This is a genomic window from Anaerosporobacter sp., from assembly GCF_031551385.1.
Taxonomy (GTDB): Bacteria; Bacillota; Clostridia; order Lachnospirales; family Lachnospiraceae; genus Anaerosporobacter.
This window is the reverse complement of record NZ_JAVBNS010000146.1, coordinates 1-16277: the sequence shown is the minus strand read 5'-3', so window position 1 is coordinate 16277 and position 16277 is coordinate 1. Positions and strand designations below refer to the sequence as shown.

Here is a 16277-nt window from a genome sequence, read left to right as displayed (position 1 = left end):
ATTACGATTCCCCTTTCGTTATCTCAAGAAATAATTGTTCCAAACTACTTTCTTCCCTTGCAAAGTAGCAAATCCCTGCTCCATCTCGTATCAATGCACTTAACAAGCTTGCTTCTTCTAAGGAATCCCCTTGAAATTGCATCATTACTTGTGTTCCGTCAATTATAAGATTACTAATTAATGCGTGAGAATCCAGATACTTTAACACATTTGCATTCACTTCTGTAAATCGAATTCTTAGTGGTTTTGATTTCTCTTCCATCTTGAGGATATCTTCCACTCGCCCATCTATTATTAACTTTCCATGATCAATAATTCCAATATTAGTGCAGATCCTTGAAAGCTCATGTAAGATATGCGAACTTATTATTATCGTTATCTGTTTCTTTTGCAGAGTGTGCAGTACCTCTTCAATCTCTCTACATGCTCTTGGATCAAGTCCTGAACTAGGTTCATCAAGTAACAATAATTCTGGCTCTGCAATTAAGCATCTTGCAAGAGATAGTTTCTGCTTCACTCCTCTTGATAAAGTCTCAACATATTCGTCTTTTTTCGAATATAGGCTCACTAATTCCAGATTCTCTTCTATTCTCTTCCTTGCTTCTTTACCTTTGTATCCATACAACTGCGTATAGAATTCCATATATTCATATACTTTCAGATTCGGATATACTCCAAAATAATCAGGCATATAGCTAATCTTTGTACATCCTCTTCTTTCCCTTGTACTCGTTTCTTCTCCATCTAACACTATAGTTCCTAAATCATGCTCCAGCAAACCTGCTAACACTTTTAGTATTGTTGTTTTTCCTGCTCCATTTGGACCTACCAACCCAAACAACTGCCCCCTTTGTATACGGAGATTAATATTATCAAGTACGGTATGCGAATCATACGCCTTACATAACTCTTGAATTTGTAGCATAGTATTACTCCTTTATCGCTGTTAGTTTGGGCATCGTTATTAGGTTACTATTCAAGCTATCTTGGGATACTTCATAGCGAACTCGTAGAACATTGCAATCACCTAGGTAATCACTCAATTGATTAATTGTTGCTACTTCTCCACTTGTGATTACTTTCTCATATTCTCTCGTTCTTCGGTTATAGAAATATACCGTACCATAAAACCCAAACCATATAGCCTCTTTATTCGTATCATCAATATAAAACTCCGTATTATAATATGGCGAATACTCTATTTGCTTTATAACTTCCCTACCAAAGTCATAATCAACAATAAGACTGTCTGATTCAATCATATCAAGTTCCTGATAGTACTCTCCACTTACTATAGACATATATGGTTTGATTGTTGGTTGGAAGACCTCTCCATTTCCATTGCCATAATTCACACTCAATTCCATAATAATCATATGTGCACTTGAATCAACTTGAGAAATCCCACTGCTACTCAATACAGAATCATTCTCCGAATCTTTGGCAAATGCAAGCAAATAGCTTCCATCCGGATTTTGAGTTAACCATTCATTCAATACATACTGCATCAAATTATAGGTACTGCTTTCCTCCACCTTATCTGTACTTTTTGTCAAATTCTTCACACGAGCATCCACCGTATCTGTATAGAGAAAATCATAGGAAGGTATATAACCATACTGACAGTTTTCTAATTGAACTTCTTCTCCGCTTACCCAATCCCCAATCTCTACAATCGTTTGGTTACTAACAATGCAAACATTACTCAAATCCATCCCCATTGTATTCGTCACACTTCCCGTTATTCTATAATTATCACAGATTATCGGTCCTATTGATTGCATTTCTTCTCTCTGTGTTGTCGGTAGATATGATTTTGCTATCTTTAGATAAACAGGTTGAAATGCTCGAATATCTGGAATAGTACATGTCACACTTGAGATTTTCATGTTTTCTTCACTTGTAGAATTTTCTACACTTGTAGTAAATTCCATATTCACATGTGTTTTCTCTGATGTAAATTGATAATTATCACTTTGTGTATACAATGGTTGAAGATTATCTTCAACATCTGTCTGAACTACTACTTCACCTTTTGTAGGATTTACCACAGCCAAACAGGTTGTATCCTTCGTATATCCATCCTGCGCAATTTGTGTTATTGTCACATATCTAAGATAGGAACTTTCCACACGACTATCTCTTCCTAAACCATAGATTACTATTACAAATATAGCCGATATTATTGGAACAATTCTAAAATACCATACTCTTTGTTTCTTTATCTTAAGTATTCCATATAGCACAGGGCCAATCAATATTATATATAGTAGAAACACTATCATATACTTCGTAATGTCAGGCACTTTCTTTACAATATCTGCATAAACACTTTCCTTCACCTGATTACCAACATTCCTTGATAAGAATAGTTTAGGGTTCAATCCAAGATTATCTACATAGTCTACTAGTTCATTGATTGTACTCATCTTTGAAACACGGATACATCTTCCAAAACCATATGCCCCATCATTACCTATCGTCATCGCTATCTTTTCATATATATCTTCTCTATCCGCACTAGCCTTAGAGGTGCTTTCAAGCAGTAATGTTCCTCCATTTTGTAGCCATTCTTTCATCTTTAATACTTCAGTATCTTTTAACTGATCTATCTCTTCTTCATCTAGCAAGATACAATCAAGCAGATCAAGATTATCAAAGCCATCTTCTAACTTATCTGAATATAACTGAAACACTTGCACTTTTCCTCTGCTCACAACTGCTTCTGCTTGCATCTGCTTATCTAGTATTCCAATGTATTGAACATTGAATATTCTACTCGCTTGAACCATTGTTTCCTGAGAAGCTTGGATGTTTTCCTCTTTATCTAGAAGATGAATAGAAAACTGCATATTTTCATAAATAACAGGTATCTCCATCGTATATTCTGCATAGGAGTTCGAGTTCATCGTAACTTCTTGATTATACTTAGTCGTTGTATTGTCATAGGGCACTTCAATTTGAACGCTTCCTTCGAAAACAGTTCCTCCTGTATAGATTCCTATCTTCACACACATATCCTTACCAACTTTTGCATAAGCATTCAATCCATACGATACACGGATTTGAATGTTCTTTGAATCATTTTGAAAAACAATTGGATAATTATACACTAGATTACTACTTATCCCTACGCTCTTTTCTGCATATGTATGCGATTCCGTTCGCACAAACATGTTACAGCCTGTGAGTAGCAGTAACATCATACTACACACCAGTAAGCTATATCGCTTCATCCGTGAATTCATCTATCAATCTCCTTACTTTCGTTATTTCAACTCTGCAATGCCTTATTCAATGTTACTGTAAATGTCGTTCCACCAACATTACTCGTTACTGCAATCTGTCCTCCATGCATTACTACAATATTCCTTGCAATCGCTAGACCTAAACCTGCCCCACCTGTTTCCCCTGACCTAGAGCTATCCACACGATAAAACCGCTCAAATATATATTCAATATCCTCTTTTGCTATCAACTGTCCGTAATTTGTAATTCGAATCTCAAAGGTATCCTCTTTCTCTTCCAGATACGCCTCAACCTTTTCTCCTGATTTTCCGTATTTCGCTGCATTTCCATATAGATTCGCGAACACGCGTGCCAGCAAGTCTCCATCTCCATATACATCTGCTCTCACCACTTCTGTGCTAAATGTATATTCTAAATTTGATTCCTGAAATATTGGATAGAACTCTTCTGCGATTTGTTCTAGAAACTTTACCATATCAAGGTTCGTGTTTCGAAGTGTAATCTTTCCAAAGCTAACTTGTGTATATACAAACAAATCTTCAATAAGATTTTGTAATCGTTTCGCTTTATGATATGCGATATCGATATATTTTCTTTTTGTCTCTTCATCTGTTACCTTGCCTAGTCGAACGAGATCAAGATATCCAAGAATAGAGGTTAATGGCGTTCTCAAATCATGGGCAACACTTGTAATCAACTCATTCTTTGATTGCTCATTCTCCTTCTGCATCGCTATCATCTTCTGTATACTCACGGATAGACGATTTACTGTATCCGCTACAGACGATAATTCATCTGTATATCGTACTGGTATCTTAGATTCAAAATCACCTCCTGCAATTCGGTTAATACCTTCGGTAATCTCATAGATATAGTTATAATACCTCCGTATATAAAACAAGAATATGCAAGTGAACATAATAGCTCCTGCTACCAAACAGATAATTGCTACAACGATAATTACAACTTCCTTTTGTGCTTGCCCTTGACTGTTTGCACCTTCCATCATTGTGGTGTTCACATCTAAACTATTCTTTAGCATATTCGATTTCATGTCAATCGTTTGCTCACGGTGAGTAGCTTTGTTCTCAAATACATGACTCCCAAGATAAATCATACCCATCACCATGAATTCAACGAATATTGTAATCAACAAACTAAAAACTGCATAACGAATAATTCTCGTTTGAAAATTTTCTTCTATCTTACGTTTTCTCAGATAACTAATCAATTTTATATCCCACTCCCCATACTGTTTTAATAACCTGTGCATCTCTTGGGTCTAACTCAATCTTTTCACGAATTCTTCTAATATGCACCATTACGGTATTGTTTGCATCTAAGAGTCTCTCATTCCATACACGTTCAAATATCTCTTCTACACTGAATACTTTCCCTCTGTTTGATGCTAATAGGAATAGAATACCGAATTCAATTGGAGTCAGCTTTACTTCGCGGTCATAAACCTTAACAGAGTGTGATTCCTTATCAATTATTAAGTTTTCCAATTGAATCATTGTTTCTTGCTTCTCCCCAGATTGCCCACTATTGAATTGCATATAGCGACGTAATTGTGATTTCACTCTTGCCACCAATTCTAATGGATTAAACGGTTTTGTTACATAATCATCTGCACCCGTTGCAAGCCCCTTAATTTTATCATCATCTGTCGATTTCGCACTAAGCATTATAATTGGTACTGCATTACTCTCTCTAATTTGTTTGCACAACTGGATTCCATCGATTCCAGGCATCATGATATCTAGCAAAACAAGATGTACTTCTTCTTTCTCCATAATACTTAATGCTTCTTTTGCATGATACGCTTTGAAAACACGGTATCCTTCTGCAATTAGATGTATCTCTACTAACTCAGCTATCTCTTTATCATCATCTACTATAAGTATTGTCATCATCTAAACCTCTTCCCAAATCTCGAATTAATATATTAGGCTTCTTCCATTGCCCACTTCGTTACTGTAAATGTTTTGCATGAACAGTAACCACTCTCTCATCATACCACATAATCTCCATAAAAAATCTTACTTTTTTCTTACAAGCATATTACGATTCACAATAACGCATACGCTCTTCATAACTCAAAAAGATGAAGCCTTTACTAACTTACATTAGCAATCAACCTCATCTTTTTATTAAATACCTACAATATACAGTAACAAAAACATAATAAATAAACAACCATTCATCAATATTCCTATGATTGGGAAGCGATAGTATACCTCTTGCTTACGAAACCCAAGAATAGAGAGTATAAAGCCAACTATATTAATTGCAAATACTACTCCACCAACCAAACCAATCCATGCTCCCGCATTGCCAGAGGATTTACTCGATATATAAAACAGTACACCGATTGCAATTAGAGCAATTACTGCAAAAATCACTCCTAGAATCCCTTGCAACGGATGATATTTATTCGAAAACTTAAATTCTTCCTTTTTCTTTCTCTTCAACCTTACTTCCTCCTCAAAGATATGATTCGATTTCCAATTACAAATAAAATATATCCTATTATTCCACCCATTAGATTCAAAAATATGTCATCCACATCAAACGTACCTACCTGCAATATTAACTGCATAGTTTCAATGGATAATGTAAGCTCAAAACTTAACAATGCCATATTCAATAATTTTCTATTTCGCGGACTGATTGCTGGAAGTATAAAACCAAATGGTATAAATGCAACAACATTCCCTACAATATTAATCATAAAACTTGTAAAACCCACTTCTTTTCTATATACAATAAACCTTTTTATCTCTCGAAACAAATGCAAATTATAACGGTATTCTCCTCCCATAACTCTACCAAATTGTTCACTAAAGAACAAAAAGTATGTCAAGGCAACCATATATATAATAAACAAAATCCACAATATCACTCTAATCGTTTCTCTTGTCTTCCTATTCAAGGATTTTCACACTCCTTACCTAATAGGTCGTATCCTATCGTTTAGCGACCCTTATACGCAATTACATCCTTCTAGTAAATACTGGAAGGATGTAATTATAGAAACATATTTATTATAAATCATTGCTTCATAAAGGTAAAGAGGAAAAAAATTCTTTTATTTAACCGCAATTGCTCCGTCTGATATGATTGCTAGATTTCCTACCGCATCGACCAGATTACCATTAACCAGAATATAGATTCCACTTGTTCCTGACACACTCGTATTCAACGAAATCGTTACATACATATCGGAAACTACTGGGCTTCCTGACTGTGAAAGAACATTTCCATTTTGTGTTACGGTACAGTTTACACTTCCCTTTACAGCCTCTGTGAATGTTAACACAATGGTTGTATTCGATGTTAACACCGCAGACACAAGTGTTGGTGGATTGTTTTCCTTCAATGTTACCTTAATTGGATTTGAATCAATAGCAGTATAGCTTCCACCGTAGCCAAGTAAGTTGCTTATCGACAATTGATATTCTGCTGTAGTAATAATAGACGCAATAGACACTCTCAATTGTACAACTGCTTTTGACTTATCGTTTTGTGTTAATGTAGCTGATTCAACAATTACTCCGTTATTAAATGAGTAGTTACTTGCCTTCGTTGCTGATGCCACATCAAGTTTGTTCTCAAATACAAGATTAATAACACTATTGTCATTAGCTGCTTGAAGAATACTTACTGGTGCTGGCAATGCATTTGACGTTGGTGTTACTGCTGCCTCCGTCTTAACAATCGCAATAATCTCTGGTGTTGTATTTGGTAAGTCATCATCATCCGTTACAAATGCTGCCGGTATCGTTACGATATACGTTCCTGCCTGCTGTAAACTTTCTGAATCAAGGATAACCTTAACCGTACTACCGTCTACCACTGCTTGGTAAGGAATTGTTGTTGCATAAGTATATGTAATCGTTGTACCTTCATATGTTACAGTTACAGATGCTGACAAGCTACCGGTACTCAATCCAATATTAACTTTCTTTGAGTAATTCAATGTAATCATATTCGTATTACTATCTGTCGCATAATCCACTAATTTTGGAGCTTCTGACATCATACTAAGTGTAAAGTCTATTGTACGAGTTATATTTGTTGTAGCTACTGTACTTGCTACATTGTAGCCACTATATCCTACAATTGATACCGACTGTGAACCAGTTAAGATTGCTATTGATGGTGGTATTGTATACTTAACCACTTTCTTATCTTTTGAATCAACCGTACCATTACAAGAAACACCCTTAACATATAATGTACCTGGTTTTTCAATCGAACGGTCATATGTAGCTGTAATCGTGTAGTACGCTGTACGTTCAAGACTCACAAGATTTGCTTGTGGTTTCGCAGTTGTATCACTAAATACTTGCATCGATATCGATTCTGGATCCGTCTTATTCCCTGATACATCCTCTATACCCTTGGCTAGTACATAAATCAATGTATTCTTATCATTCGCATTAATACTATTCATATTAACAATGATGGAAGTTGCATCAGAGGATAGACGATATACCGACTTATTCTTCAGTACCGCTGATGACACAGCATTCAGCGCAGTTCCATCTGCACGAGATACTACTTCAATTGACATACGTGAGATATCAATCGGTTCATTGAAATTAATTGATGCGATTAGTCCTGTTTCATCTACCGTTGTATCAACATATTTTGGTGCAACCGTATCACCGAATTCCACAGTTCTTATGTAGGTATCAACCATTTTCTCTGACTTTGTTCCGATATTTTTAATCGTAACTCTGTATTTTCCGCTAAATGGCATCTCACTCTTTAATGTTAACAACGTATAATCCGTTGAAAACTCACCTGTAATTCCACCATAAGCACTCGCTAATTTTCCAAAATCATCTTTCAGTGCCAAGAATGCAATATTATCAAGTAAATTGTTCGAACCATCTATATTGAATACCGTATCTGGATTGATTGGCTCACTGAATGCAATCTGCATCACTGTTGCACTCGCTTGATTCACACTAATTACTTCTGCAGTATCACCTATTACATATAGATTGATTGCATCATTAACAATTCCTTTGTTTGCATTCGATCTGCTTGTTCCTGTTGCAGCGATTAATCTTGTTAATCCCTGTTTCTTAGCTGTAACAATACCTTTTGAATCCACTGTTGCAATCGAAGTGTCTTCCACAGTCCAATATGTCTTATCTGTAGAATTGCTTGGTGTTAATTTGCGATTAAAATCGTACTGCTCACCTACTTTAATTGTTTGGCAGTTGTTTGCAGTTAATTTTTTATTGCTCATTGATACGCCTGTTGCTGGAATACGTACTGTTACTGCACAAGTAAGTGTCTTCGTCTTTTTCGTCTTAAATGTAATCTTACAACGAACTGTTGCTGTTCCACCAGCCACAGCTTTCACGACACCATTCTTATTAACAGTAGCAACCTTCTTGTCAGAAGTGGACCAAGTATACTTCGAACCACTTACCTTGTTACTTACAAGTAAGGTAAACATATCACCCTTATTGCTTAAGGTGATTGCTGACTTATTCAGCTTTGGAGCTGCTGCCGCCTTTGATGATAGCAAACCGATTGGTTGAATCACCTGCACCAACAAGAGCAGAATTAGTACATAAACTAACCTCTTTTGTCTCTTATGCTTCATTCGTTCCCTCCTAATATACATACACCGTTGAACTGATTTGAGCTGCATTACCATTTGCATCTTTTAGATTGTTATCTGCTGCTGGTATTAATGTTAATCCTGATGCAGTGCTTACATAGCTGTTAAAATATATTGTAATCGTATTATCTGCCGTATTGTATGCCACAGAAGTTTCTGTGTTCTTACGATAGATTGTTCCATTAACATAAACATCAAAACAAGCAATGCCCATTACTGGTTCACTGAATGTCAGAATAACACCATCTTTAATTGCTGTTAACTTCGATGATACAAGCGTAGGTGCAACGTTTTCTTTTAATGCGATCATCTGTGTATAATTTGTTATTGCGTTATATGTATTATTATGCCCCTTTACACCACTAATTGTAACTAGGTAATTTGCATCATATTTGATACTTCCTGACGCTAATGTTAGATTTACTTCTGCTAATGTACTCGCATTCGATACCACTTCCGCTTTCACAATCGTTGCACTTGCTACCGCATAATTCGCAATATTCTGTGCTGTTGTGATATCAAGCTTTTGTCCAAACTTAACGACAATCACGCTTGCATCTGTAGTTGATTGTGTAATTGAGATTGGTGCTGCTAATGTTGTATCCGAAGTTGCACTTGTCGATGATACCGTAACTGATGTTTTCACACTCTTATTGTAATAAGCATCTCGAACAAATTCGGCTGGGATTGCGATTTCGTACTTGCCCGACATCGTCATCTGGCTACTTTCTAATACGAGTGTAACCGTTTTCTTATCTACCGTTGCTGTATAATTGATATTGTTACTTGGATAGATATCATCGCTTGCTGTTGTTACTTTCGCAGTTAATGTTCCTTTTGTTGTTGGTATGGTTACTGCTTTTGAGTACTCTAATATCAAGGTATAGACTCCATTTACGCTTGTTAATTTGGAGCTTGTAATCGCTGGAGGTGCTGTATCTGGCGAGAAATTCACAACTCTACTAACAGGAGTATTCGCTGTTGTATCTGTAGAAGATGTGTTATAAGCTGTCCAACTTTGAATTGATACCGTCTGGCTTCCTGATAATGCAGCAACATCTGCTGGTAAAGTAAAATGAACCAACTTGTTGTTATCTGAATCGACAACTGCTGAGTAAATCGGTGTGTTATTTACAATTAATACACCTGTTCCATATGGCTGAATCGAACGGCTAAATTGTACCGTAATTGTTTCATATGCTGTACGAGTGATATTAATTACAGAAGCCTGTGGTTTTACACTTGTATCATAATATACAGATACCTGAATAAAGTTTTGTGCTGAATAATTTCCTGCAATATCTTTAATTCCTTGTAATGTAACAGTATATGTTTTTGATGTATTACTTAGTGCAACACTTGTTAAATCGATTGTTAATGACTTCTTATCCGTTGATAACACATAGTTTGTCACTGTCGTAAGTGCTGCTGTCTCAATTGCTGTTGTCGCTGATGCGCTTTGCGTAGACACTACCATCAAACTGCTGATATCAATTGCTTCACTAAAATTAATCGTTGTCTTCATACCAGAATCATCAACGACAGAACCAAGATAGGAAGGTGGTGTTGTATCTACTAACGAAACAGACTTCACGTATGGCGTAATCTCCATTCCGTCTTTTGTTAACACATCACTCGATACATTAACTGTATATACACCATTGAATGTATTTGACGCTTTAATCGTTAACACTTTCTGGTCATCTGAAAATGTTCCTGTTAAAGAACCAAAATCTGTTGCTTGAACTGCTTTTGAATCCTTACCAGCCGCGATAACAATTGCTGAAGTCAATTGCTTTGTATCTGTATCCACTGCTGTTGATGGATTAATCGCTGTTGTAAATGTAATAACTAACTCATCTGCACCTTTTAGTGCTACTGAGGCAACTGCTGCAGTCTTCTCCACTACATTCACTAATATCGTATCTTTTACTGTACTTGTTGCTGCTTTCGCTGCGGAATCTGCTGCTGTTGCAACAATATTGAATGTTCCTGCTTTTGCTGGCGTAAACACACCATTCTTATCGATTGTTCCGTATTCTGCTGGCTCTACGCTCCAGTATGTTTTATCCGATGATGTAGATGGTGTGATTTTACGATTAAAATCATACGTATCTCCCATCTCTATTTTATGAACATTGTTTACAATATTCGCATTGCTAATCTTTACTGCAGTTGCTGGTACTTTCACTGTAACTGCACATGTTAGAATACGTTTTGTTCCTGTAGAATATGTAATTGTACATGTTACTGTCGCTGTACCTTTCGCGACTGCGGTTACCGTAGCACTACCATTGCTTGCTTTCACAGTAGCAATCTTAGTATTAGAAGACTTCCATGCATACTTGCAACCTGCCTTTTGGTTTTGAACTGTTAATTTGTAAGTTTGCTTTGCACCAGTAATCGTTTTTTTCGTTACATTGAGCTTCGGTGCAACCGTTGCAGCCTCTGAGTACTGTGGTACAGCAAAGGCAGAAGCGATTAGTAATACTGCCATGAACACAGCTATTTTCTTTACTAGTTTCTTCATGAACTTCCCTCCTAATTCGTTACTGTTCACTCCGTGTCCAGTAACCCCAATTATCTCTTCTCTATAAATATAGTTATGTTGGTAGATTATCACACATGTTTGTCAAAAGTTTGTTAGTATAATGACCTTTTGCCCCTTGTATCTTGCATATTGCAAAACCTGTTACACTTAAGTAAATGTAACAGGTTTATTATTCTCATTATTACTGACGTAATTCGATTCCAATCTTCGCTAACGCATTTAAGATTTTCGTCATTACTTCATTAACATCTTTATCTTCTAGTGTTCTATCTTTTGCACGGAAACTAATAGAGTATGCCATTGATTTGCATCCTTCTTTAATCTGCGCACCTTCATAGATATCGAATAATGTAACAGATTCAAGAATCTTGCCACCATTCTTACGAATAATTGCTTCTACATCACCAGCTAAGATGGCTTTTTCCATTACCATACTGATATCACGTGTTACGGCTGGATATTTTGCAATTCCTTCGTATTTTGTAGCAAATCCTGCACGCGCTTCTATTTCTGGCATATCAAGTACTGCTACATATGCTTTCTCGCCGATGTCATAGTTATCAAGTACTTCTGGATGAACTTCTCCCAGATAGCCGATTACAACACCATCATACATGATATTCGCTTGTCTTCCTGGATGTAAGAATGGTTTTCCTGATTTTGGATCATATGTTTTAAGTGCTTTTAATCCAATCTTTTCAAGATATTCTTCTACAACACCTTTTAAGTCAAAGAAATCACCTGCTCCATACATACCAAGTGTTACTTGTGTTCTCTCATCTGGAAGCTCTGTTAATGGCAATGCTTTTGGTAAATAGATATTACCGATTTCGTATAAACGAACATCTTTGTTTCTTCTGTTATAGTTTGTTGCTAAAGAAGTAAGCATACCATTAAGAGAAACTGTTCTCATAATACTATAATCTTCTCCAAGCGGATTTGAGATTACTACTGTTTGACGTAATGCATCTCCCTCTGGAATTAATAATTTATCGAATACTTTTGGACTTTCGAAAGAATATGTCATTGCTTCATTGAATCCAAAATGTTCTGCGATATCTCTTGCTACATTCTCAATTCTCATCTTAAATGATAATTTACCTGTCGTTGCTTCCCCTGTTGGAAGTGTTGAACCAATCTTATCATATCCGTAGAAACGAGCTACTTCTTCTGCAAGGTCTGCCATACAATGAATATCTTGTCTCCATGTTGGAACTACAATTTCTTTTGTTTGCGCATCATAATCTAAATCAACTGCTTTGAAATAAGCAAGCATTGTTTCTTCATCAAGGTCTGTTCCAAGCAATTTGTTAATTCTTTCTGGTTCAAATGCTACACGATTTGGTTGACGAACTTCATCGTATACATCTACACATCCACCAACTACTTCACCAACGCCTAACTCATTAATTAATTGACATGCACGATTAATTGCATCCATTGCATTGTTTGGATCAAGTCCTTTTTCGAATTTACCAGAAGCATCTGTTCTTAAACCAACTTTTTTACTTGATAGACGGATATTTGTTCCATTAAAGCAAGCTGCTTCAAACAATACTGTCTTTACATCGTCAGTAATCTTTGAGTTTTCTCCACCCATAATACCTGCAAGACCAATTGCTTTTTCCGCATCACAAATCATTAAGATAGAAGAGTCTAACTTTCTTTCTTGGCCATCTAATGTTACGAATGTTTCATCTTCTTTTGCACGTCTAACAACAATCTTGTTTCCAGCAACTTGATCTAAATCATAAGCATGCATTGGTTGTGCAAACTCTTCCATTACATAGTTTGTGATATCAACTAAGTTGTTGATTGGACGAATTCCACAAGCTGCAAGTCTTCTTTGCATCCATTTTGGAGATGGTCCAATTTTGATATTCTTAACAACTCTACCAACAAAACGTGGGCAAAGGTCTTTTGCTTCCACTTCAACTTGGATATAGTCTGAAGTCTTTTCGTCATTTTCCTTCACTTCTACAACTGGAGGAACAAACTTCTTACCAAATGTAGCTGCTGCTTCTCTTGCGATACCGATTACACCAAAACAGTCTACACGGTTTGATGTGATTTCATATTCAAACACAACATCGTTAAGTCCTAATGCTTCAATTGCACTTGAACCGATTTTTAAATCTGTATATTCCGGATTGTCACTAAAGATATAGATTCCGTCTTCTGGTGCGTCTGGATACATCTCTTTTGTTGATCCAAGTTCTTCGATTGAACACATCATACCAAATGATTCAATTCCACGTAGTTTGCCTTTCTTGATTTTGATTCCGCCAACTGCTTTCTCTCCATCATGTCCGCCAGCTACTCGTCCTCCATCAAGAACAACAGGAATGATATCTCCCTCTTTTACGTTTGGAGCACCTGTTACGATTTGAACTTGCTCTCCTTCTTCTGAAACTTGTACTTGACATACGATTAATTTATCTGCATCTGGATGTCTCTCTATCTTTAAAATCTTACCTACTACGATTTTCTCTAAGTTAACATCTAATTTTTCATATCCCTCTACCTTAGAACCCGATAATGTCATTGCATCTGTATATTCTTGTGCTGTTACATCAAGCTCTGGTACATATGCTTTAATCCACGATAATGGTGTATTCATATTTTATACCCATGCCTATCACAAGTCTTCTTGCGATACTGCCTTGCTAAAAAGGTTGAAAGAAGGCAACGCATGGCTCCTTTCTGTATTTTTGATATTCTTTCAACCATCTATTATCCAATATTACATAATTTATTATTTAGAATTGCTTCAAGAAGCGAACGTCATTTTCATATAGCAATCTCATATCATCAATTTCATATTTTAATAATGCGATACGCTCTAATCCTACACCAAATGCAAATCCCGTATATTCGTTTGGATCAATTCCGCTCATCTCTAATACATGAGGGTGAACCATACCACATCCTAGGATTTCAATCCAGCCTTCGCCTTTACAGAAACGACAGCCACTTCCACCACATTTGAAACATGATACGTCCATCTCTGCACTTGGCTCTGTGAATGGGAAATGATGTGGACGGAATTTAACTTTTGTATCTGCACCGAAGATTTCTTGCGCAAATACTTCTAATGTTCCCTTTAAATCTGCAAATGTTACATTCTTATCAATTACAAGTCCTTCGATTTGGTGGAAAGAAGGGGAATGTGTTGCATCTACTTCATCAGAACGGAACGCTCTACCTGGAGCAATCATACGAATTGGAAGTTTTCCTTTTTCCATCTCATGAACTTGAATTGATGATGTTTGTGTACGAAGTACAATATTACTATCTGCATCTGCACTTACATAGAACGTATCTTGTTCATCTTTTGCTGGGTGATTTTCTGGAATATTAAGTGCTTCGAAATTGTAGTAATCGAATTCTACTTCTGGCCCTTCCACTACTTCATATCCCATACCAATGAAGATTCTCTCTACTTCTTCTAATGCGATTGTATTCGGATGACGATGTCCTACCATTGGTTTTGTCGCTGGTAATGTTACGTCGATTGTTTCACTCTTAATTTGTTCTTCACGAAGTTTCTTCATGAAAGCTGTTTTCTTTTCTTCTAAACTACTCTCTAATTTTTCTCTCGCTTCGTTTACTAATTGTCCTACCATTGGTCTTTCTTCTGGTGCAACATCTTTCATTGATTTTAACACTGATGTTAATTCACCCTTCTTACCAAGGAAGGCTACTTTAATTTCATTTAATTTTTCTAATTGTTCCGATGCATTAATTTGCAATAATGCCTCATCTACAATTGCTTTCAATTTTTCTTTCATATTGAAGCTCCTCTCTGATTGTTGAATTACTACTTAAACAAACTGGAATGAATAGATAGATATAAGATAATTCTTTTATAAAACATAAAAAATCCCTTATACAACACACTTCAGTCTGTTATATAAGGGACGAAATATTCTAATCCGCGGTACCACCCTGCTTCTTATTGCGTATGCAACAAGCTCTTCTTTCATGAATAACGGTCATTACCCGACATATTCTACTAAGCAGGAACATAGTCCTACCATTCCAATATGCAGCTCCTGTGGGAAATTCAATAATTGTCTGAACTTAAAGAAGCTTACAGCCGATGACTTCTTCTCTCTGAAAGGAACACAATTACCTACTTACACATTCTTTGCATTTATAATGTTTAATTTCACGACCCTTTGGTCGTCGTTACTCTCTATTCTAGCATATGCAGGATTTTTGTCAAGTACGGATTTTTTCTAATTATGACCTAATTCAAGTCATTAACCTTCCATCTTCCACTAACTTTCTCTAACGATACCGTCATATCTTCTGTTGTAGACATTCCCAGCCAAGAGATTGTTACATTCAATGTTACCTCTGCATACTTTCCTTCTATCTTTGTATCAGTTGCCTTTACGTTTGAAATTTTAGCACCCATGTCTTCAATTTCACTCATTGCCTCTTTAATATCTGCATAATCCACATTTTCAACTGTTATCATATATTTGTTCGCTTCTTTTGCATCAAAATCAACCATTACCGCTTTTATACATTTTTCAGCTACTTGAGCAGGTTTACTTGGATATGCAAAAAATCCTTGGTAGATAAAGAATACAACTGCTAATACCGCAACAACCCCAAATATTCCAGCAATCATTTTCCCTTGCTTATTATTCTTTGCCTGTTGATTCTCATCTGGAATTGGACTATATACTGGTGTTGGTTGTGGAGCAGGTTGGTTTACGTTCTCCATTGGTATTGAAGCAGGTTGTGCAACTGGCGCACTCTCTTCCTCTCGTTTTGTACCACATTTTGTACAAAATAACACTCCTTCTCCTAACGGTG

11 protein-coding genes and 1 other annotated feature are annotated in these 16277 nt (G+C 36.3%); all 11 genes read right to left on the bottom strand.

Annotated elements, in window-relative coordinates:
• Nucleotide 1: 1 nt before the first annotated feature.
• Nucleotides 2-925, bottom strand: a complete 924-nt coding sequence (locus tag RMR19_RS12145) for an ABC transporter ATP-binding protein (protein ID WP_310603754.1) — start codon at nt 923-925, stop codon at nt 2-4.
• Nucleotides 926-929: 4 nt separating this feature from the next.
• Complete coding sequence (locus RMR19_RS12140; protein ID WP_310603753.1) at nt 930-3248, bottom strand: hypothetical protein; 2319 nt, start codon at nt 3246-3248, stop codon at nt 930-932.
• 26 nt (nt 3249-3274) lie between these two features.
• On the bottom strand, nt 3275-4522 hold the full coding sequence (locus RMR19_RS12135) for a sensor histidine kinase (RefSeq protein ID WP_310603752.1): 1248 nt from the start codon (nt 4520-4522) through the stop codon (nt 3275-3277).
• On the bottom strand, nt 4473-5165 hold the full coding sequence (locus RMR19_RS12130) for a response regulator transcription factor (RefSeq protein WP_310603751.1): 693 nt from the start codon (nt 5163-5165) through the stop codon (nt 4473-4475). Before RMR19_RS12130 ends, RMR19_RS12135 begins: the two co-directional genes overlap by 50 nt.
• A gap of 237 nt (nt 5166-5402) precedes the next feature.
• The gene (locus tag RMR19_RS12125; RefSeq protein WP_310603750.1) at nt 5403-5723 is read right to left on the bottom strand and encodes a DUF6142 family protein; all 321 of its coding nucleotides are present in this window, start codon (nt 5721-5723) and stop codon (nt 5403-5405) included.
• 2 nt (nt 5724-5725) lie between these two features.
• Nucleotides 5726-6184, bottom strand: a complete 459-nt coding sequence (locus tag RMR19_RS12120) for a VanZ family protein (protein WP_310603749.1) — start codon at nt 6182-6184, stop codon at nt 5726-5728.
• Between the two features lie 156 nt (nt 6185-6340).
• A complete protein-coding gene (locus tag RMR19_RS12115; RefSeq protein ID WP_310603748.1) occupies nt 6341-8878 on the bottom strand; it encodes an Ig-like domain-containing protein in 2538 nt (845 codons plus the stop codon).
• Between the two features lie 10 nt (nt 8879-8888).
• On the bottom strand, nt 8889-11426 hold the full coding sequence (locus RMR19_RS12110) for an Ig-like domain-containing protein (RefSeq protein ID WP_310603747.1): 2538 nt from the start codon (nt 11424-11426) through the stop codon (nt 8889-8891).
• A gap of 202 nt (nt 11427-11628) precedes the next feature.
• Complete coding sequence (pheT, locus tag RMR19_RS12105) at nt 11629-14067, bottom strand: phenylalanine--tRNA ligase subunit beta (protein ID WP_310603746.1); 2439 nt, start codon at nt 14065-14067, stop codon at nt 11629-11631.
• Between the two features lie 139 nt (nt 14068-14206).
• On the bottom strand, nt 14207-15238 hold the full coding sequence (gene pheS / locus RMR19_RS12100; protein ID WP_310603745.1) for a phenylalanine--tRNA ligase subunit alpha: 1032 nt from the start codon (nt 15236-15238) through the stop codon (nt 14207-14209).
• 122 nt (nt 15239-15360) lie between these two features.
• Nucleotides 15361-15607, bottom strand: a binding site (T-box leader).
• Between the two features lie 92 nt (nt 15608-15699).
• Nucleotides 15700-16277, bottom strand: a 578-nt coding sequence (locus tag RMR19_RS12095) for a hypothetical protein (protein ID WP_310603744.1), incomplete at its 5' end; no start/stop codon positions are given.

Bases quoted from the DNA above. Each gene is read 5' to 3' on its own strand.
- RMR19_RS12130 (WP_310603751.1), bottom strand. From the start codon at position 5,165: ATGATGACAATACTTATAGTAGATGATGATAAAGAGATAGCTGAGTTA.
- RMR19_RS12145 (WP_310603754.1), bottom strand. From the start codon at position 925: ATGCTACAAATTCAAGAGTTATGTAAGGCGTATGATTCGCATACCGTA.
- pheT (WP_310603746.1), bottom strand. From the start codon at position 14,067: ATGAATACACCATTATCGTGGATTAAAGCATATGTACCAGAGCTTGAT.
- RMR19_RS12135 (WP_310603752.1), bottom strand. From the start codon at position 4,522: ATGCACAGGTTATTAAAACAGTATGGGGAGTGGGATATAAAATTGATT.
- RMR19_RS12140 (WP_310603753.1), bottom strand. From the start codon at position 3,248: ATGAATTCACGGATGAAGCGATATAGCTTACTGGTGTGTAGTATGATG.
- pheS (WP_310603745.1), bottom strand. From the start codon at position 15,238: ATGAAAGAAAAATTGAAAGCAATTGTAGATGAGGCATTATTGCAAATT.
- RMR19_RS12110 (WP_310603747.1), bottom strand. From the start codon at position 11,426: ATGAAGAAACTAGTAAAGAAAATAGCTGTGTTCATGGCAGTATTACTA.
- RMR19_RS12115 (WP_310603748.1), bottom strand. From the start codon at position 8,878: ATGAAGCATAAGAGACAAAAGAGGTTAGTTTATGTACTAATTCTGCTC.